This window comes from Sphingobacterium athyrii, from assembly GCF_003071065.1.
GTDB lineage: Bacteria > Bacteroidota > Bacteroidia > Sphingobacteriales > Sphingobacteriaceae > Sphingobacterium > Sphingobacterium athyrii.
Genome location: NZ_QCXX01000004.1, coordinates 97169 through 117022, shown reverse-complemented (window position 1 = coordinate 117022; position 19854 = coordinate 97169). Strand labels below are relative to the sequence as shown.

16 protein-coding genes are annotated in these 19854 nt (G+C 41.0%); 12 read left to right on the top strand and 4 right to left on the bottom strand.

Translation table 11 applies throughout. The annotated features are described in order from the left end of the window. Positions 1–5: 5 nt before the first annotated feature. The 9 genes from DCO56_RS15205 (at position 6) to DCO56_RS15165 (ending at position 12479) form a co-directional block, all read left to right on the top strand. The gene (locus DCO56_RS15205) at positions 6–1922 is read left to right on the top strand and encodes a glycoside hydrolase family 88 protein (protein WP_108634638.1); all 1917 of its coding nucleotides are present in this window, start codon (positions 6–8) and stop codon (positions 1920–1922) included. Positions 1923–1926: 4 nt separating this feature from the next. Continuing rightward, positions 1927–2964, top strand: coding sequence for a pectate lyase (gene pelA, locus DCO56_RS15200; RefSeq protein ID WP_108634637.1), 1038 nt, complete (start codon positions 1927–1929; stop codon positions 2962–2964). Between the two features lie 14 nt (positions 2965–2978). Beyond that, on the top strand, positions 2979–4496 hold the full coding sequence (locus tag DCO56_RS15195) for a tagaturonate reductase (RefSeq protein ID WP_108634636.1): 1518 nt from the start codon (positions 2979–2981) through the stop codon (positions 4494–4496). Between the two features lie 12 nt (positions 4497–4508). Beyond that, positions 4509–6155 (top strand): UxaA family hydrolase, encoded by a 1647-nt coding sequence (locus tag DCO56_RS15190; protein WP_108634635.1) that lies wholly within the window; start codon positions 4509–4511, stop codon positions 6153–6155. 14 nt (positions 6156–6169) lie between these two features. Continuing rightward, on the top strand, positions 6170–7570 hold the full coding sequence (gene uxaC / locus DCO56_RS15185; RefSeq protein WP_108634634.1) for a glucuronate isomerase: 1401 nt from the start codon (positions 6170–6172) through the stop codon (positions 7568–7570). 5 nt (positions 7571–7575) lie between these two features. Beyond that, positions 7576–8601, top strand: coding sequence for a sugar kinase (locus DCO56_RS15180; protein WP_245935843.1), 1026 nt, complete (start codon positions 7576–7578; stop codon positions 8599–8601). Further along, the gene (locus DCO56_RS15175; RefSeq protein WP_108634632.1) at positions 8598–9242 is read left to right on the top strand and encodes a bifunctional 4-hydroxy-2-oxoglutarate aldolase/2-dehydro-3-deoxy-phosphogluconate aldolase; all 645 of its coding nucleotides are present in this window, start codon (positions 8598–8600) and stop codon (positions 9240–9242) included. The genes DCO56_RS15180 and DCO56_RS15175 overlap by 4 nt, the downstream gene beginning before the upstream one ends. A 103-nt stretch (positions 9243–9345) precedes the next feature. Beyond that, positions 9346–10788 carry an MFS transporter gene (locus tag DCO56_RS15170; protein WP_425444075.1) on the top strand — a complete coding sequence of 481 codons (1443 nt, stop codon included), beginning with the start codon at positions 9346–9348 and terminating at the stop codon, positions 10786–10788. 71 nt (positions 10789–10859) lie between these two features. Then, positions 10860–12479: an NADP-dependent glyceraldehyde-3-phosphate dehydrogenase gene (locus DCO56_RS15165; protein ID WP_108634631.1), complete on the top strand. Its 1620-nt coding sequence runs from the start codon at positions 10860–10862 to the stop codon at positions 12477–12479. A 181-nt stretch (positions 12480–12660) separates the two neighbouring features. Here the strand turns inward: DCO56_RS15165 and DCO56_RS15160 are convergent, their stop codons facing one another. Next, entirely contained in the window at positions 12661–13428 is a 768-nt protein-coding gene (locus DCO56_RS15160; protein WP_108634630.1) for a rhamnogalacturonan acetylesterase, read from the bottom strand. A 21-nt stretch (positions 13429–13449) separates the two neighbouring features. Here DCO56_RS15160 and DCO56_RS29325 point away from each other — a divergent pair, with 21 nt between their 5' ends. Both DCO56_RS29325 and DCO56_RS15155 read left to right on the top strand, forming a co-directional pair. Beyond that, positions 13450–13596, top strand: coding sequence for a hypothetical protein (locus DCO56_RS29325; protein ID WP_165309375.1), 147 nt, complete (start codon positions 13450–13452; stop codon positions 13594–13596). Between the two features lie 50 nt (positions 13597–13646). Continuing rightward, positions 13647–14672: a LacI family DNA-binding transcriptional regulator gene (locus DCO56_RS15155; RefSeq protein ID WP_108634629.1), complete on the top strand. Its 1026-nt coding sequence runs from the start codon at positions 13647–13649 to the stop codon at positions 14670–14672. Between the two features lie 45 nt (positions 14673–14717). On the opposite strand, the gene DCO56_RS15150 is transcribed toward DCO56_RS15155, so the two are convergent. The 3 genes from DCO56_RS15150 to DCO56_RS15140 all read right to left on the bottom strand — a co-directional run bounded on the left by DCO56_RS15150 (position 14718) and on the right by DCO56_RS15140 (position 19312). After that, positions 14718–17129, bottom strand: coding sequence for a TonB-dependent receptor domain-containing protein (locus tag DCO56_RS15150; protein WP_108634628.1), 2412 nt, complete (start codon positions 17127–17129; stop codon positions 14718–14720). Positions 17130–17277: 148 nt separating this feature from the next. Next, positions 17278–18948, bottom strand: coding sequence for a PspC domain-containing protein (locus DCO56_RS15145; RefSeq protein WP_165309378.1), 1671 nt, complete (start codon positions 18946–18948; stop codon positions 17278–17280). Beyond that, positions 18941–19312, bottom strand: a complete 372-nt coding sequence (locus DCO56_RS15140) for a PadR family transcriptional regulator (protein WP_104383543.1) — start codon at positions 19310–19312, stop codon at positions 18941–18943. The genes DCO56_RS15145 and DCO56_RS15140 overlap by 8 nt, the downstream gene beginning before the upstream one ends. 155 nt (positions 19313–19467) lie before the next feature. On the opposite strand from DCO56_RS15140, the gene DCO56_RS15135 reads away from it, so the two are divergent. Beyond that, entirely contained in the window at positions 19468–19851 is a 384-nt protein-coding gene (locus tag DCO56_RS15135; RefSeq protein WP_108634626.1) for a VanZ family protein, read from the top strand. Positions 19852–19854: the final 3 nt, after the last annotated feature.

Below are 19854 nucleotides of genomic sequence, written 5' to 3'. Positions count from 1 at the left end.
ACGTGATGAGAAAGTTATTTTTAATCCTTTTAAACCTTATAGCACTTGTTCCATTTTCAGGATTTGGCCAAAAAAAGCCTTTTTCTGAGCAGATGGCCAATACTGTACTTGAACAGCTCTATCCGGATTCCCTATTCAACAGGACCGACAAATTTCCGAAATGGTCATACGACATGGGGGTTATTTTTGAAGGTCTCACAGATGTATGGCGCAATACGGCAGACGCGACCTATTTTAATTATATGCAGACCCGCATGGATGCTTATCTCAGCATTCCGGATTCCATTAAGAACTATGATGCGCAAGATTTCAATATCGACAACATCAAAAATGGTACGGCACTATTAACGCTTTACAAAGTGACCGGCAAAGAAAAATACCTTAAGGCCTGCCACCAATTATATGCACAGCTCCAAAAACATCCGCGAACTAATGAAGGAGGCTTTTGGCATAAGAAAATCTATCCTTATCAAATGTGGCTGGATGGCTTATACATGGGACAACCTTTCTACGCGGAATATGCTAGCCTGATGAATATACCTTCCGCCTTTGACGATATCGCCAACCAGTTTAGCTACATGGAAAAAAACGCCCGTGATGCGAAAACAGGCCTGCTGTATCATGGTTGGGATGAATCGAGAAAAGAACGCTGGTCTGATCCGAAAACAGGTTTGTCACCACACTTTTGGGCCAGGGGCATGGGCTGGTATGTGATGGCGCTTGTTGATGTATTGGACTATTTCCCGGAAGAGCATCCTCGTAGACAAGAACTCATTGCGATCTTAAACAGAACGTTATCGGCAATCGTCAAGTATCAAGATGCCAAAACCGGTGTTTGGTATGATATTGTGGATTTAGGCACCAGAAAAGAGAATTACCTCGAATCCTCGGCTTCAAGTATGTTTGTCTTTGCATTGGCAAAATCATTGCGCAAAGGCTATATCCCGGTTTCATTTCAAAAAAGTCTGGACCGGGGTTATCAAGGACTTGTTAAGGAGTTCATTACTCCAGCAGGAGAAAATCGTGTGAACCTTAACAAAACGGTCCAAGTGTCTGGCTTAGGTGGGAAAAAATATCGCGACGGTAGCTTTGCGTATTATATGAGCGAACCCGTCATTACCAATGATCCCAAGGGAGTCGGTGCTTTTATCCTTGCAGCATCAGAAGTTGAATTTTTGAATGAACAAAAGGGTAAGAAACGGCGTACTGTCACATTGGATAATTACTTCAACAACGAATATAAAAAGACAGCATCGGGGCAGCTTAAACCCTATCATTATCTTTGGGATGGCGATGATAACAATGGATTTTCGCTGTTGGGTAGGATAATTGAAAAAAACGGGGGGCAATTAAATACATTAAAGACAGCTCCTACACGACAGAATCTCTCCAAATCCAACATCTATATGATCGTAGATCCCGATACAGAGAAAGAAACCGAAAATCCACATTTCATGAATGAAACCGATGCCCAGCAGATTGCACAATGGGTTGAACAGGGCGGTGTACTCGTTCTTTTATTAAATGATAGTGGCAATTGCGAAATCACCAAATTCAATACCCTCGCACAGAAGTTCGGCATCACATTTAATGAAGACAGTCGCAATCGTGTCAAAGGAAATGAATTCCAAACCGGGGCAGTTCATATCCCGAAAGGTAATACAGTATTTCCAAATACATCCAAAATATATGTCAAGGAGATTTCAACGTTACAAGTTAAAGCTCCTGCCCAAGTACTAATTCAAGAGAATGGTGATAACATCATTGCCACGGCGAAGTATGGAAAAGGGACCGTATTTGCAATCGGGGATCCATGGTTGTATAACGAATATACAGATGGAAGAAAACTGCCCCAGGAATATGAAAATTTTGCTGCGGCAAATGATTTAGTGCACTGGTTGTTCAAGCAGATCAAAAACTAGAACCATGAGAAAAATAGCCATCCTAAGTTTCATCGCGGTATCCGTGTTTCATCATCACTGCGCTGGACAGTCCTTGACTTCCACAGATTCATTAGCAGAAAAGATGCTCATTTATCAACTACCGAATGGTGCATGGCCTAAACAGCTGGTCGACAAAAGTGTCGTTGACTACAAGCTGCCAATAACAAAAGAAATCCTGCAAAAGATTAAAAACACAGCTATTGACCATGCCACGCTCGACAACAATGCGACCACTCGGGAAATAAATGTATTGATCAAAGCTTTTAAGGATACCAAAAATCCGGCTTATCTGACCGCTGCGGAAAAAGGTATCGCATATATCTTATCGGCTCAATATGAGAATGGGGGCTTTCCACAATACTATCCGAATAAATCACTCTATAGAGCTGAGATAACCTACAACGATAATGCCATGATCAATGCGTTATTGGTGCTTTACAAAGTTGCCAATAAACAACAAGGCTTTGAATCTGTCAACCCTATATTTGTGTCAAAAGCGCAAACAGCAGTGGAAACAGGCATAGCGTGTATCCTGAAGACACAGGTCATGCAAGACGGAATAAGGAGTATTTGGGCTGCACAATACGATCAGAATACTTTGGTGCCTGCTCAAGCCAGAAAATTTGAACCTGCTTCATTAAGCACGAGTGAATCCGTTGCCATCGTTCGTTTTCTGATGATGCAGCCTGCGACGCCAGCGATCCAGCAGGCTATCGAATCCGCAATACAATGGTTTCAGCAAAATGATATCGAAGGTTATCGTTTCGACCGCTTGCAAGATAAGCTGACCGGAGAGTATGAACGTAAGCTTGTGGCTGATAGTAGTTCAACAATTTGGGCACGATTCTATGATTTGGCTGACAACCGTCCGCTCTTTGGAGATCGCGACGATACCGTCAAATACAATTTTGAGGATGTATCCGAAGAGCGTAGAAATGGCTATGCCTGGTTCGGCAGCTGGCCAGAGAAACTGATCGAAAAGGACTTTCCGAAATGGAAAAAACAACATAAAATTCAATAATAAATAGTTATCAGATGTTACTCGCACAACATACTATAAATACAATTGGTTCGGATCTGGTCAGTAAGCCTACCGAATCATCTTTCTCTTATCCAGAAAAGATTCTTCAATTCGGCACGGGCGTACTGCTCAGAGGCCTACCAGATTATTTTGTCCATAAAGCCAATCAACAAAACCTGTTCTGTGGCAGAATCCTCGTTGTAAAATCAACAAGTTCAGCCGGTGCTGATGCCTTCGAACAGCAAAACAACCTATATACATTAGCTATTAAAGGGATAGAAGACGGTGAGGAAATTTCACATTACGAAATCAACAATTCGATTTCACGCGTGCTTTCGGCCAACCAAAATTGGTCAGAGATATTAAAAAGTGCCGAAAATCCAGATCTTGAAATTGTTTTTTCCAACACCACCGAAGTTGGCATTGTCATGAGCGAAGATACGATCAACGACGCACCACCAGCTTCATTTCCAGGTAAACTTTTGGCCATTTTATACCGGAGATTTGTTTACTTCAATGCAGATAAAAATAAAGGTTTAACCATTGTTCCGACCGAATTGATCACGGACAATGGAACTAAACTGAAATCAATAGTAAGGGATCTTGCTGAGCTGAATAAGCTCCCGAAAGATTTTTTGAACTGGCTTGATACCGCCAACGACTTTTGCAACACGCTGGTAGACCGTATCGTCCCCGGAGCGCTGCCTCTAGCGGAATACACAAAAACCTGTGCCTTATTGGGCTACGAAGATCAATTGATGATTATGGCCGAACCCTTTCGCTTGTGGGCGATAGAAGCTATTTCTGAACGTGTGCAGCAACGTCTGTCCTTTGCCCTGGCGGATTCAAATGTATTGCTGGTTCCTTCCATTGAAAAATACAAGGAAATCAAACTGAGGCTCCTTAATGGAACACATACATTAAGTTGTGCCCTTGCTCTTCTTGCAGGTTTCAATACGGTAAAGGAGGCTATGCAAAATACAGCATTCAACCAATTTATACGTCTTTTAATGCAAGATGAAATTGGCCCGGCAATATTAAGTGACAGTATTTCCGTTGCGGATACCAACGATTTCTCGTCGAAAGTAATCGATCGCTTTGCCAATCCTCACCTAGAGCACAAATGGGAATCCATTGCCTTAAATTACAGCTCAAAAATGGCCATGCGCAATATCCCGCTGCTAAAAAAGTGGTATACAGCCCACAATGAAGCGCCACAACTGTTTGCACTTGGCTTTGCGGCTTATCTCTATCTATTAAAATCGAAACTGAACGGCGATCAGTATACGCAGGTGATCAATGGACGGACGATCGTACTTCAGGACGAATTGGCCCCAAGATTACATGCCGCCTGGACCAATCCAGATAAACTCGTCCATACCGTACTTTCAGATACGGATTTATGGGGAACCAATTTAACGGAATTTCCTCATTTTGAAGAAACAGTCAATCAGAAATTACAGCAGATCATGGAAGAAGGAGCATTAAAAGCGCTCGAAATTTCATCAGTTCTTGACAATAAAAAGGTATAAATAGCGCTACAGATGAAAAACAACGTATTAAAGATACATCCCAAAGACAATGTTTTGGTGGCCTTACAAGATCTCAAAAAAGGGGATGCGATCTCGTTTGAGGGCACGAATTATATTTTACAGGAAGATATTCCGGCCAAGCATAAATTTTTTATGCAAGACATGCACTTTGGTGACGAAATCCACATGTATGGTGTACTCGTCGGAAAGGCTCAATTTGATATTCCTCAGGGAAGTATCATGAATACAGACAACACCAAACATGCTGTGGAGCCTTATCATTTCAGACCTTCAAACTACCACTGGGAAAAGCCTGATGTTTCAAAGTTCGAAGGAAGAACTTTCAATGGTTATCTCCGCCCGGACGGCCGTGTTGGAACCGCAAATTACTGGTTATTTATCCCAACTGTCTTCTGCGAGAACCGTAATCTTGATGTTATAAAAGAGGCATTGTATAATGAGCTTGGCTATTCAGTCACTGCAAAATACAAGAACTTCACTCATCAGCTGTTAAAAGCCTATGAAAAAGGTGAAACGTTAGACCTGTCCTCACTAGACCAGCTTAACACGATTACCGAACAGTCTGACCGTGTATTCAAGCACGTGGATGGCATCAAATTTTTGAACCATCAGGGTGGTTGTGGCGGAATTCGACAAGATGCGGCCATCTTGAGTAAATTGCTTGCCGCCTACGCCGACCATCCGAATGTCGCAGGCATTACAGTATTGAGTCTAGGCTGCCAAAATTTACAGCTGAATGATCTAGTCAACGACATCAAGCTACGTAATCCAAATTTTGATAAACCTTTGTACTTGTTTGAACAGCAACAATCAAAAAGTGAGGAGCAATTGCTGAAGGAGGCGATACTGCAAACTTTTATTGGGCTGACAGAAATTAATAAACTCGGTAGACAGCCCGTGCCATTGAGCAAATTGACCTTAGGTGTAAAATGCGGTGGAAGTGATGGATTCAGCGGTATTTCAGCCAATCCTGCGGTAGGTTACACGGCCGACCTCCTGGTTGCTCTTGGCGGAAAAGTACTATTGGCCGAATTTCCGGAACTATGTGGGGCCGAGCAAAATCTAATAGACCGTACTATCGATCCAAAGGCCGCCAATAAATTTATTGACCTTATGACTGCCTACAGCAACGCCGCAGAGGCTGTGGGTTCGGGTTTTTATATGAATCCATCTCCAGGGAATATCCGTGATGGACTTATCACGGATGCTATAAAAAGTAATGGTGCCGCAAAAAAAGGTGGAACCTCACCCGTTGTGGATGTCCTGGACTATACCGAGGAAGCGACAAAGCCCGGTCTTAACTTGGTCTGTACACCCGGAAACGATGTGGAAGCAACAACTGGAAAAGCAGCGGCGGGGGCAACACTTATTCTGTTTACAACAGGCTTGGGTACCCCTACAGGTAATCCAATATGTCCGGTCATCAAAGTAGCAACAAATAATGTATTAGCCACCAAAATGGCCGACATCATCGATATTAATACCGGTCCTATTATAGACGGAGATAAATCTATCCAGGCCATGGGAGAGGATATTTTAGAATATTGTATCAAAGCAGCAAGTGGCGAAATAACACCTAAGGCTGTCCAATTAAATCAAGACGATTTCATACCTTGGAAAAGAGGTGTGAGTTTATAAAAATAGGATATTGTATGAAAGCTTTTTTAGACGACAACTTTTTATTAAACACAAAAACAGCCGAAGAGCTGTATCACAACTATTCGAAGCATTTGCCGATTATTGATTATCACAATCACTTGATTCCGGAACAGATTGCTAATAATGTCAAATTTGATAACATTAGTCAAGTGTGGCTGCATGGGGATCATTATAAATGGCGGGCCATGCGCGCCAATGGTATCAATGAACGCTATATTACGGGCGATGCTTCGGATGAAGAAAAATTTATCAAATGGGCAGAAACTGTTCCTTATACATTGCGCAACCCATTACACCACTGGACACACCTTGAATTACAACGTTACTTTGGCATCACAGATTTGCTGTCCCCAAAAACGGCGGCCAAGATATACGCCGATACAGGTGCCCTATTACAACAAGATAGCCATTCGGTTCGCGGGTTACTGAAAATGATGAATGTTGAGGTCGTTTGTACCACTGACGATCCGATCGATAGTCTCGAGTTTCACCAACAATTCGCCAAGGAGAAAGAATCGTTCAAGATGCTTCCCGCCTTTCGTCCCGATAAAGCCATGAACTCGGACGATATCATTGCGTTGAATCAATACATCGATAAACTGGAAAAGGTCAGCGATATTCAAATCAATAATCTTGGAGATTACTTGAAGGCATTAAAAGCAAGACATGATTTCTTTGCTGCCAACGGATGCAAAGTGTCGGATCACGGCCTGGAGCAAATCTATGCAGAAGACTATACCGAACAGGAAATCGTGACGATCTTTGATAAGATCCGTACAAAAAAGGAAATCTCCTTGGCCGAAAATCTGAAATTCAAATCTGCAATGCTGATTTATTTTGCAGAATGGGATCATGAAAAAGGCTGGGTTCAACAATACCACTTAGGAGCATTACGCAACAATAATGCCCGAATGCATCGCTTGATCGGACCAGATACAGGCTGGGACTCCATCGGAGATTTTAGCCAGGCACGTGCATTGTCAAATTTTTTGAATAAATTAGACAATCAAGATAAGCTAACCAAGACAATCTTGTATAATCTCAATCCTGCGGACAATGAACTTATTGCGACTATGATCGGGAATTTCAACGATGGTTCTATCAAGGGAAAAATCCAGTTCGGCTCTGCCTGGTGGTTTTTAGACCAAAAAGATGGTATGACAAAACAAATCAATACACTGTCGAATATGGGTTTATTAAGCCGTCTTGTTGGTATGTTGACCGACTCCAGAAGTTTCCTGTCTTTCCCGAGACATGAATATTTCAGAAGATTATTGTGTGACATCTTTGGGCAGGACATCGAAAAGGGAGAGATACCGAATGATATCGAATGGGTAGGGAAAATCATAACAGATATCAGCTACAATAACGCGAAAGAATATTTTGAATTTTAATGAACATGCAGGGTAAAGTTTTAAGCTTTGGAGAATTGTTGTTGCGGATATGTCCCGACATCGAACAAGATTGGATTGAACAACACCAGTTGCCTTTCTACGTGGGGGGGGCTGAACTGAATGTCGCCACAGCCTTAGCATTGTGGAATGTACCATCATCCTATTTATCCGCAATTCCTCAAAATGCCATCTGTGAAGGTATTGACAACTACCTGCAACGCAGAAATATAGACACCTCGGCTATGCTGTGGACCGGCGAGAGATTAGGAATTTACTATCTCCCAAAAGGGAAAGATCTAAAAAATGCCGGTGTCATCTATGATCGTGCGAATTCGTCATTTGCTAACCTCAAAGTAGGCAGCATTGATTGGGAAGAGGTTTTTGCCGATGTCAAATGGTTTCATTTTTCAGCTATCTGTCCTGCTATTAGCCAAGATATTGCTGATCTATGCCAGGAAGCAGTTATAAAAGCACAGGAAAAAGGCATTTTTGTATCATTGGACCTTAACTACCGTGCAAAGCTTTGGAAATATGGGAAAGCACCGAAAGAAATTATGCCCAAAATTGCACAATACTGCAATTTAATCATGGGAAATATCTGGGCTGCACATCAAATGCTCGGCACGCAGCTAGACGAAAAGTTCCTAACTTCTTCTTCCGGGTATCAGGAAGAAGATTTACTGGCACAGGCAGATCGTACAAGCAAAGAGATCATTTCCGTGAATCCGATTTGTCAATATGTAGCCAACACCTTTCGTTTTGACCATAAAAGTAAGGGAATCAAGTATTACACCACGCTGTTTGACAAAGACAGCCTGATTAAATCAACGGAATATATAGCCGATGAAATTTTGGATAAGGTAGGCAGTGGCGATTGCTTTATGGCGGGCCTGATTTATGGCTTATACTCCAACCTTTCTCCTAAGGAGACCCTGGAGTTTGCAACACTAGCCGCATTTGATAAACTGTTTATCGCCAGCGATGCGACAACAAGTACAGTGGAAGACATAAAAAATAGAATGATAGCATGAATTTGAAAGAAATTGTATTAGATAAAATCATTGAACAAGGGATACTTCCTTTGTTCTTCCATCACGATAAGGCCGAAAGTATAGCTATTCTGCGGACCTTATACCAGGCCGGTATACGTGTCTTTGAATTTACAAACCGTGGTCCCGAAGCATTAACAGTTTTTGAGAGTTTAGTTGCAGCAAAGAAGCTTGACATGCCTGACCTTTATTTGGGTATAGGTACCATCAAATCGGTTGAAGAAGCACAACAGTTTCTGCAAATCGGTGCCGATTTTATTGTCTCTCCGATTGTAAATCCTTTGGTCGGTTCGCTTGTTCATGAGCAGCATAAATTATGGATCCCGGGTTGTATGACCCCAACAGAAATCTATACGGCGCAACAGCAACAAGCAGCACTTATAAAATTGTTCCCCGCAAATATGCTGGGGCCAGCATTTATGTCATCTATCCGGGACCTTTTTAAAGGTCAGAAATTTATACCTACGGGGGGGGTAGAAATCGAAATGGAAAACTTAAAAGCTTGGTTCAAATCCGGTGTATGCGCCGTAGGGATGGGCAGCAAGTTGATTGACCCTAAAGACACAGGCAATTTATTTGAGAACACTAAAAAGGCACTTGACTTCGTCTCGAAAGCACGATAACAGTAAAATCCCTCTGGCACCGGCTTTAAAAAGCAAATACAAAGGGATCTTATTGGCGTGAAAAAACAGACACTTACACTATAAATAAACTATTAAACCCATTATGATTAACACGGAGAAAAAGGGTAATTACCGTTGGGTAATATGCTCCCTACTATTTTTTGCTACTACAATCAATTACCTGGATCGCCAGGTGCTATCCCTGACCTGGAAGGATTTTATTAGCCCCGAATTTCATTGGACAAATACGGACTATGGTAACATTACGGCCCTGTTTTCAATCTTTTATGCCATCAGTATGCTGTTTGCAGGTCGCTTTGTGGATTGGATGGACACAAAAAAAGGTTTTCTATGGGCAATTGGAATCTGGTCCATTGGTGCAATACTGCATGCCTTCTGTGGTATAGCGACGTCAGGAATTGTTGCCGGTGAATGGTTCGTAGGTTTCGAAGGCGCAAAAGAGGCAATTTCTCATGTCAACAATGTGGGATTAGTGATCAGTGTCAGTGTCAATCTATTTATATTTGCGCGGTTCGTATTAGCTGTTGGTGAAGCGGGCAATTTTCCCGCTGCAATCAAAGCTACAGCAGAATATTTTCCAAAGAAAGACCGCGCATTGTCTACTAGTATTTTTAATTCGGGCGCGACAATAGGCGCTTTGGCAGCTCCCTTAACCATTCCTGTAATCGCCGCACATTGGGGCTGGGAAATGTCTTTCATCATCATCGGTGCATTAGGATTTGTCTGGATGGGTTTCTGGATGTTTCTCTATAAAAAACCAAATGAAAACCCAAAAGTCAATGCGGCCGAGCTGGCTTATATCAATCAAGATGACGATGAACAGCAGATCACGCCTACCGGCGATACCAAACTTCCAAGAACGACCATCTCTGAATGCTTAAAATATAAGCAAACCTGGGCATTTGTCTTTGGAAAATTTATGACCGACGGAGTCTGGTGGTTTTTCTTATTCTGGATGCCGGCTTATCTTTCTGCCGTCTACGACATAAAATCATCGGATACAGAAGGACAGCTAGCAATTTTTGTGCTCTATGCAATTACCATGTTGTCTATTTATGGCGGATGGCTACCAACCTATTTTGTTGACAAAAAAGGAATGAACGCATACGAAGGGCGCATGAAAGCCATGCTGTTGTTTGCTTTTGTGCCATTGGTTGTACTCTTTGCACAGCCCCTGGGACATATCTCCTATTGGATACCCGTCATTCTTATCGGTTTTGCCGGGGCCGCACACCAGTCCTGGTCCGCCAATATCTTTTCGACCGTTGGAGACTCTTTCCCAAAGCGCTCCATTGCAACCGTTACCGGAATTGGGGGGCTCGCGGGAGGTGTAGGAGCCTTTATTATCAACAAAACATCAGGATGGCTATTTGATTATGCCAAAGAAACCCAGATGACTTTTATGGGCTTCAAAGGCGAGGAAGCGGGTTATTTCATTATCTTTTCCTTCTGCGCCATTGCCTATTTAATTGCATGGGTCGTAATGAAAACACTAGTTCCTAAACTTATTTTAATAAAAAATTAACATATATTGCAAAATTTATATTATATTAGCAATATCTTTATAAATATCAATCTAAACCATTTTTAAAAACAATGAGCTTAAACTTAGAAGGTATCTTCTACGAGGAGAAAGACATTCCCGCAGAATTTACGCTCGACGAACAGGTCGATCAAAGAGAGTTCCTTTCCAATGGAGAAATGATTTCTTGGACGGGTCAAGTAAACGAAGTTTTTTCACCTATTTGTGTGAAGACTAAGGATGGCTTGAAACGTAAGCGCATCGGTAGTTTCCCTGTTTGTACAGAAAAAGAGTCCATGGAAGCCTTAGACGCTGCTGTAAAAGCATACGACAATGGCCGTGGAGAATGGCCGACAATGAGCGTGGCCGATCGTATTACCTGTGTTGAAAATTTCACACAAAAGATGATCGCCAAGAAGGACATTGTCGTCAAGCTTATTATGTGGGAAATTGGCAAATCCTACGCTGACTCCGTGAAAGAATTTGATCGTACGGTAGAATACATCTATGCGACGATCGATGCACTGAAAGATATAGACCGCGATTCTTCACGTTTTCAAATCGAACAGGGTATCGTTGCCCAAATCCGAAGATCTCCATTAGGAGTCGTACTCTGTATGGGACCATTCAATTATCCGTTGAATGAGACTTTTACGACATTGATTCCTGCATTGATCATGGGGAATACCATGTTATTCAAACCACCTAAACATGGTACGTTATTACACTACCCTTTATTAGAAGCTTTTAAAACAAGTTTTCCTAAAGGTGTTGTCAATACAATCTATGGCCGTGGCAATAAAATTGTCCCTAGTTTAATGCAATCGGGAAAGATCAATGTATTAACGCTAATCGGTTCAAGCCGTGTAGCTGATGAACTTAAAAAATTGCACCCAAAAGTGAATCGACTCCGTGCAATTCTTGGTTTGGACGCAAAAAATGCAGCAATCATTACCAAAGATGCAGATTTGAATCTAGCAGTTTCTGAAACAGTATTGGGTTCACTTTCATTCAATGGTCAACGTTGTACAGCGCTTAAAATTATCTATGTGCACCGTAGCTTGGCACAAGAGTTCCTGAAACGTCTCTCTGCTGAAGTTGCTAAATTGAAGTTTGGCATGCCTTGGGAAAAAGGAGTATCCTTGACTCCGCTTCCTGAAGTCAATAAGCCGGCATATTTGACTGAATGCATTGAAGATGCAAAAGCATACGGTGCTAAAGTAGTGAATGAAAACGGTGGCCAAGTTGCAGAATCATTCTTCTACCCGGCGATTGTTTATCCTGTAAATTCACAGATGAAACTTTATAGAGAGGAACAGTTTGGCCCGGTTATCCCAGTCGTTCCTTTTGATGACCTTGAAGAACCTATCGAATACTTAATTGGATCTTCGCATGGACAACAGGTAAGTATTTTCAGCAATAATGCAGCTGTTGTTTCATCACTTATCGATCCACTGGTCAATCAAGTGAGCCGTGTAAACATCAATTGTCAATGCCAACGCGGTCCGGATACTTTCCCTTTCACAGGTAGAAAGGACAGTGCTGAAGGAACGTTGTCCGTAGTGGATGCCTTGCGTTCATTCTCCATACGTTCTTTAGTGGCGACAAAATTCACTGAGGAAAACAAAAAACTATTAAATGACATCGTAAGTGAAAATGAATCAAATTTCTTAAGCACGAAATATATTTTCTAGTATACGACTGATACAAAAAAGCGACATCGAGATTATCGATGTCGCTTTTTTATGAAAATTCATTTTTTCATAAATTCTCCAAATACTTTTTCATATCTACTGCATCTTTTACGACAGCCCTCCTCAGTCAGTCAAATTGATTTGAGTGTATGCTTCTTTCTGATTTTATAACGTTCTAAAGTTACTTCAGAATCAGATTGTTTTGAATAGGTAACTGTAATTCCCGCATCCCCGCGGCAACGAGCTTTGCCACTTCATTAGCACCAAAAGTATTCAGATGCGTATCATCTTTCTTTCCCTGCGGATAATTCTTATCACCGCTGTCCACATGCAAAAACAATTTCTTACTGTCCACTACTCCGTAGGACATGACAAGTTTTGTTGTCTTATCCTCCATGTCAATACAAGGTGTTTGCATATCCCGAGCGACCTTACGGATAATTGCAGGATATTCTCCATGGGTTTTCACGAGCACATCATTTTCAAATTTACGCCGTGCTATCGGTGTCAAAAGAATCGGAGTGCCGCCCTTCTCTCTTGTTTGATTGATATAGAAAATCAAATTCTGTTCGAACTCTTCCAATGAAGTTCCCACAGCGGGTTTATGAACCTTTTCATCATTATGTCCAAACTGAATGAACACATAATCTCCTCGACGGAGGTTTTCAAAAATAGGCTTCCAATGATTTACAGCACTTCCATCTTTGCCGATATCATGTTTAAAGGATTTGGAACTACGCCCATTTAATGCACGGTTATCGACCTTCACCTGTTGATTGAACATCTTTGCAAAAGCCATTCCCCAACCAGTTTCTGGAAAGGTACGGCTATCTTTATCCGCAGCTGTAGAGTCGCCAATTATATAGATTGTGCGGATTTGTTCCCGCTGTAAAGCCAGGAGAAAAATTACCATCACACAGCCCGAAATAAGTGTACTGATTTTTTTCATATTTTTAGGTATTTAATTAAAATGATTAAATTACTCTTGCACGAACTGCATGGAAATTTATTTGGTTATCATATGATCAAGTTTACAAAGTATATTTCACTTGTTGATGCCAATGTCATTAATAAAGTTATGCAAACGTTGCCGGCAACGTTTGCACGGGGCAGTTAATTAGGTTTTATAATTTTTTTTGATTAATATTATAGTCTATTTTGCCGATTATGAAATTCGAAAACTATACAATCAAAGACATTGCTAAAGCGCTTAACTTATCAACTTCTACCATCTCCAGAGCATTAAGAGATAGTTATGAAATAAGTCCTGAAACAAAAAAAAAAGTATTGGAATATGCCGAAAAAATCAATTATCGTGCTAATCCCATTGCGAGGAGCTTAAAGGAACGTCGAAGCCACTCCATTGGTATTATTGTCAGTGAAATAGCCAATAATTTCTTCTCCCAAGTCATCAACGGCGTCGAATCTATTGCCTATGACAAGAATTTTCAGATCATTATTTCACAGACACATGAGTCTTCGGAAAGGGAACGGCTTAATGTGGAGTACCTAACATCCAGAGGCATAGATGGCCTACTGATTGCATTGTCTTCAGAAACCGAGGATATTTCCTATCTTCATCAATTAAAAGAACGTGGATTTCCAATTGTATTTTTTGATCGAATCCCAAAACAGTTTAACACCTACAAGGTCGTGGTCAACAATCAGCAAGGGGCCTATGATGCGACCCAGCATCTCATAAAACTCGGAAACAAGAGAATCGCGCACCTGACAAGCTCAAAATCCCTGTCCATAACAAGAGATCGCTTAGAAGGATACAAAAAGGCATTGATGGCAAATCATATCGATTTTGATCCGAATCTTGTCAAATATTCTCAATATGGAGGTCTGCATTTAGACGAAATTGAAAAGGCGATCGAAGAGCTTATCCAAATTGGGTTTGATGCCATTTTCATCTCTGGAGACAAATTGACCACAGGATACCTCCATGTCGTGAAAAAAAGAAATTTCGAAGCCGCTAGCAATATCGCTATTGCCGGATTTACAAACTCTAATGTTGTCGAACTATTTTCGTCCAAAGTCACAGCAATTAGACAACCTGCTTTCGAAATGGGGAAAATTGCTACCGAACTGCTGATCAAACTGATAGAAGCCAAATATCCTATTACAGAATTTGAGACCCGTGTATTACCCACCGAACTAATCAACAATCACGAAATAAAAAAACCGTAAGAAAACGATTTTCTTACGGTGCCATATAATAACAACAGTAATGCTCTATTGCGCTCTTTCTTTTTCCTCGTTGCTTGTATCTTTCTTACGATAATTATTTTTAAGGTTACCAAATTTGTACGAATAAGTCAGCCGTATAATCCGACGATCTTGACGTTGCCTGATCTGAGAATCAAATTGACCGAAAGTAGTGACCAGGTTTTGATTGCCCGTATTGAATAGATCACTCACCGCCAATTTTAAGGAACTACGCTGATCTTTAAATGTTTTGGTCGCTCCCACTTCCATGTCCCATCTCCCCTCTAAGTCATACACACTGTATTTAAAAGGTGAAAAATAGCGTAAATTAACATTAGCCATAAGACTCTTACTTAGTTTTAGATTATGCATGGAATTCGCTTGAAGGAGAAATGATTTCCTTCTGATCGGAATACCTGAAATCATACCATCAAAATCAAAGTAGATTCCAGTGATATTATTATTCATGCTCCAGATCTTAAATACAGTGACGGGAATATTTAGATTTAAATAAGAGGTCAGATTTCGACCTAAATTCTCCCGCACAACCCAAGTCTCACCTCTGACAGAGTCTTGTCCCATGCTTTCTACAATTGCGTCTTTCACATCATTGACACCCAGTGTCACATTATAACGCTGCAACAAGGTATAATTCAATGTGAATTCATTGGAAAATTGGGGATTTAAATACGGATTTCCACGCTCGAAGGTCAACTTGTCAATATAATAATCAAATGGATTCAGTTGGCGATAATTAGGACGGGTCACTTTTCTGGTGTATCCTATAGACAATATATGATTCTCATTTAGCGAATAGGTCAAATTAGCGTTGGGGAAAAGTTGAAAATAATCACGTTTCACACGCTTGCTCTTTGTTAATGAGTTTCCATCCGACATCGTATACTCGCCCCGCACACCAGCTTTTAAACTCCACTGTCCAATGCTTGTATTATAATCGAGGTAGCCTGCCACTATTTGCTCCTTATAGACAAAATGGTTAGTACGTGTCGGATCATTTATCCACACAAAGTCTTTCTGTAGCTTTTCGAAAAGCAGATCATTATCAGACTTTACATTCGAATATTTACCCCCCATCTCAAGCTTGGACTTTTTTGATAAGGGATGTTCGTAATCGAACTTCGCAACATAGATATCGATACCGATTGGCATTCTACTGCGTTCATTTTCCAATGGGGCAACTGACTTCATATCGGCATCAAAATATTCATTGCGATAAGTGACACGTTTGTTGCTCCTAAATTTGCTCCAGTCCAAATCAACAGTCAGTTTCCGACCATTGGAATCTATCCTAAACTCATTATTTAGATTAGCGGAGTAGCGGTCAAACAATTCTTTGAAAGAGGACGATGAGCTTAATATCGTATCATAAGCGGATACGGTAGTACCTATATTCGTCCTACTATCATTGTCATTATATTCGGTATTATTTGACCCATTGAATTGTAGTGTTAATGTATTTCTTGAAGATGTCTTTTGTTCAACGCCGAAACGGTAGGAATGATTACGCTCATCTTCATCCAATGTTGATTTTTGATTGAAATATTTCTTTTTACCATCATTCTGTATAACCCGGTCTATATACAGCTTACGGTAAGACTTTTCATCAGAATAAGCATAGGAACCAAACAGTGTTGTATTATTCTTTTTGTAATTTAATGAAAGGGAACTATTTCCCTTGAATTTTTCACCGCTTCCTGCCGTCAGGTTAAAGGTCCCGTTAAATCCTTCCATACGATTCTTCTTAAGGACAATGTTAATCGTTCCTACAGCTCCTTCAGCATCATCCTTAGCGGATCGTGTCGTAATCACTTCAACGGATTTAATCTGATTACCATCCGTGCTTTTCAAAAAGCTCAAAAGTTGCTCACCAGACATATAGGTTTGCCGTCCATCAATGGTAACGGCTACCCCCGATTGTCCCATCAATTGCAAATTATTGTTGTTGTCCAAGCTGACACCGGGTGCACGTTGCACTATATCCAGGGCATTGTTGCCGGCCGCCAATGGAGAATTCTCTACGTTTAGGATCAACTTACCGGGCTTACTCTCGACCATAGGACGTTTCCCTTCCACAGTGACCTCCTCTAATTTTCTGTTATCCGCAATCAATTCGATCACGGCTGGAGAGTAATCGGACTTATCGATAGCAAAAGAGCTACTTCGGTTTGAAGTATATCCCACCATCTTTGCTTCAACGAGATAGTTTCCGGGCCCCACATCCGTAAATTGGTATTCTCCAGATTCATTGGTGACCACTGCTTTTAAGACAACAGCAGAATTGGCTTTCATCAGGTAGGCCGTTGCTAAAGGCAGCGGCAAATGATCCGCCGAGTGCACTTTCCCCGTAATTTTCACTTGCGCATGGGCAAAGGAGACAATCAAAAAACTTAACAGTAAGAAGTAAAAATATTTTTTCATTATTAGGATAATCTTGTTTAAAGGCAATGAAACTTCAAAAGGGTCCTAGTTATCTTGTTTTGCAAGTTAACCTCAGCGCTCAATGGCTTCATCATGGTATTGGCTTGTATGATCTGTCTTCCGCCCGGTTGAGGCGGAAGACAGCTTATTATTTATTTTTTATCTGAACGGACGCGCCATCTTTTTTCGTGTTGATGATCGTATCCCGACGGATCACAATGGAAGTATCGGCAATAACGACTTCATTATGGTCAGCATCTTCTGCCTCCTCTTCGTCTGATTTTTTTGGAGGCAAAGCACATTTAACACCAAGCGAAGTCACAATAAATTCCACATCCTTGACATCCCTTAAATCTTTATTATAACGGTCGCGGCATTCGTAAAATGAAATATCGCGTAATTTACCTTCCAAATTATCATTGATCACCAATTTTGTTCCAACAGGCAAAAACAGGGTAACATTCACTTCCTGATCACGGTAGCGCTCACCTTCGCTCAATTGGAAAGCACTGTCAAAAATCAAGGCAGTTGTATCTTGCTTCAGTGCATAATTGATCTTTGCAGCCCTGTCTGTAGCAATTTTGTAGGTATTTCCTTTTGCAGAATATTCATAACGTACATAAGGTTCCTGCAATGAGTCGATACGTTCAATCCGAATACGGATATCCCGTTTCAGATAAGACGAAAGGTTCTCGCTTTTTATTCCGATACCGGTTTTCACCCCATTTTTTAAACGGATAACCCGAACATCATTTTCCTTCAGATAATATACCGGCTGTTTCTGTAGCGGCTTTTCGTCCACAATCGTGCTCGATTCCCTAAATTCTTTCGCTACCGAAGTTGAATAGTAAATAAGGGCTCCAACGGACAGTAACCACACAACAAACAATGTCGTTGTCAGATAATTACTCATTGGCTTCTTCTCAAATAGCACCCGAAGAAGTAAATAAAACAAACCGGCAAAAGGAATAAATACAGATAAAAAGCCAGCAATCAATGCAAAAGGGACGTCACTAGGATCCATCAGATAAAATGGTCCTGAATCGTCCATCACATCCGGAATAACATTCACGATGGCCAAGGCAAAGAAAATCAAACCTATAATCAAGCCTATAAGAGTCAATCCCACGATGATGACAAAGAAGACGCCAATGATTTTAACGATTATCTGCAATAGCTTCGCCACGCCATCCCCGGTGCGATCCATGCCCCGCGAAAAAGTCTCCTTCACACCGCTCATTTCCTCGTCAAAAGAACGTTTAAAATTCTGGATATTCGGCGCTTCGCCACGCATCTCCATTTTATCCGCTCTGGTAATCGCTGGCGGCATTACAATCCAAAGAATCACATAAACCAATAGCCCCGATCCACCGATTATGACAAAAAGCGCAAAAAGTAACCTTACCCATTTGGCTTCAATCCCAAAGAAATGGCCAAGACCACTACAGACGCCACTGAAAACGCGATCGTCGGGATCCCGCATTAATTTCTTACCGACCTTAAAACCATTGGTATTCGTTTCATGGCGAAAGGAGCTATAGTCATCCTGATCTTCCGACTCAAAGTCACTAACCCTCCCCATCTGATCAATAACTGCATTTACATCTTCCATATTGAGCACCTCTTTACTTCCCGCCTGGATCTTCTCTGTAAACATCTCAGAAATACGGTTCTCAATATCCTGTAAAATCTCACGGCTGTCTTCCGACTGACCAAAATGCTTCTGTATATCAATCATGTACGACCGCAGTACCTCATAGGCATCCTCCTCAATATGGAAGACGATGCTATTTATGTTGATAATTATTGTCTTATTCATCGCTATTGTCTTTAACTGGTTTAGTTGAATCATTGTTTCTACCCACCAATGACGTGTTTACAGCAAACACCAATTCATTCCAGGTAATGTCCAATCTTGAAAGGACATCAAGTCCTTCTTGGGTAATTTCATAATATTTTCTAGGCGGACCTGAAGTCGATTCTTTCCATATATAACTCAACAAGCCATTATTTTTTAGACGTGTTAAAAGCGGATATAGGGTTCCTTCCACAACCAACAATTGAGCTTTCTTCAGTTCGCTGATAATATCGGAGGCATAAATTTCTCCTCGAGAAATTATGGATAGGATACAATATTCAAGTATCCCCTTCCTCATTTGGATTTGTGTATTTTCAGCTATCATAACAATACAAAGATATATGTATTTTATGGTACCATGCAATACATAGTACCATATAAAACAAATAAAATATATTAACAAGCTGATTATTAGGTAAATAATTTTTTAAAATTATTTACATTTCACTTCTATCAAGAAATTTTTGGATATTTATCCCCATGATTAAAATCCTACTGGACTACAAATGGTGTTTTATTTGGGCCATCATAGTCATTGTTTTATGTACGCTCCCCGGAAATAACTTTGATACAGTTCCCAGCTACCCCGGAATGGACAAACTCGTTCATGCGGGCATGTTTTTCGTTTTTTGCACACTGATGTACAACGGTGTTATTCAACAATTTAGCGGAAAACCAACACGCTGGTTACCCATCTTTATTGTCTCTTTTTTCGGTTTTCTGTTTGCAGGATTAACGGAAATACTTCAGCTCTATATTTTTACTTACCGTAGTGGTGACTGGTGGGATTTATTTGCTGATTCTGTAGGAATTGGCATGGCCGGATTTGCCTATCTGTTGAATTATGTCGACAGGAGGCACTGATTG

Excerpts from the sequence above, each read along its gene's own strand:
- DCO56_RS15155 (WP_108634629.1), top strand. The coding sequence starts at position 13,647 with ATGAAATTCGAAAACTATACAATCAAAGACATTGCTAAAGCGCTTAAC.
- DCO56_RS15135 (WP_108634626.1), top strand. The coding sequence starts at position 19,468 with ATGATTAAAATCCTACTGGACTACAAATGGTGTTTTATTTGGGCCATC.
- DCO56_RS15190 (WP_108634635.1), top strand. The coding sequence starts at position 4,509 with ATGAAAAACAACGTATTAAAGATACATCCCAAAGACAATGTTTTGGTG.
- DCO56_RS15150 (WP_108634628.1), bottom strand. The coding sequence starts at position 17,129 with ATGAAAAAATATTTTTACTTCTTACTGTTAAGTTTTTTGATTGTCTCC.
- DCO56_RS15195 (WP_108634636.1), top strand. The coding sequence starts at position 2,979 with ATGTTACTCGCACAACATACTATAAATACAATTGGTTCGGATCTGGTC.
- pelA (WP_108634637.1), top strand. The coding sequence starts at position 1,927 with ATGAGAAAAATAGCCATCCTAAGTTTCATCGCGGTATCCGTGTTTCAT.
- uxaC (WP_108634634.1), top strand. The coding sequence starts at position 6,170 with ATGAAAGCTTTTTTAGACGACAACTTTTTATTAAACACAAAAACAGCC.
- DCO56_RS15160 (WP_108634630.1), bottom strand. The coding sequence starts at position 13,428 with ATGAAAAAAATCAGTACACTTATTTCGGGCTGTGTGATGGTAATTTTT.
- DCO56_RS15205 (WP_108634638.1), top strand. The coding sequence starts at position 6 with ATGAGAAAGTTATTTTTAATCCTTTTAAACCTTATAGCACTTGTTCCA.
- DCO56_RS15145 (WP_165309378.1), bottom strand. The coding sequence starts at position 18,948 with ATGAATAAGACAATAATTATCAACATAAATAGCATCGTCTTCCATATT.
- DCO56_RS15175 (WP_108634632.1), top strand. The coding sequence starts at position 8,598 with ATGAATTTGAAAGAAATTGTATTAGATAAAATCATTGAACAAGGGATA.
- DCO56_RS15165 (WP_108634631.1), top strand. The coding sequence starts at position 10,860 with ATGAGCTTAAACTTAGAAGGTATCTTCTACGAGGAGAAAGACATTCCC.
- DCO56_RS15170 (WP_425444075.1), top strand. The coding sequence starts at position 9,346 with ATGATTAACACGGAGAAAAAGGGTAATTACCGTTGGGTAATATGCTCC.
- DCO56_RS29325 (WP_165309375.1), top strand. The coding sequence starts at position 13,450 with ATGATTAAATTACTCTTGCACGAACTGCATGGAAATTTATTTGGTTAT.
- DCO56_RS15140 (WP_104383543.1), bottom strand. The coding sequence starts at position 19,312 with ATGATAGCTGAAAATACACAAATCCAAATGAGGAAGGGGATACTTGAA.
- DCO56_RS15180 (WP_245935843.1), top strand. The coding sequence starts at position 7,576 with ATGCAGGGTAAAGTTTTAAGCTTTGGAGAATTGTTGTTGCGGATATGT.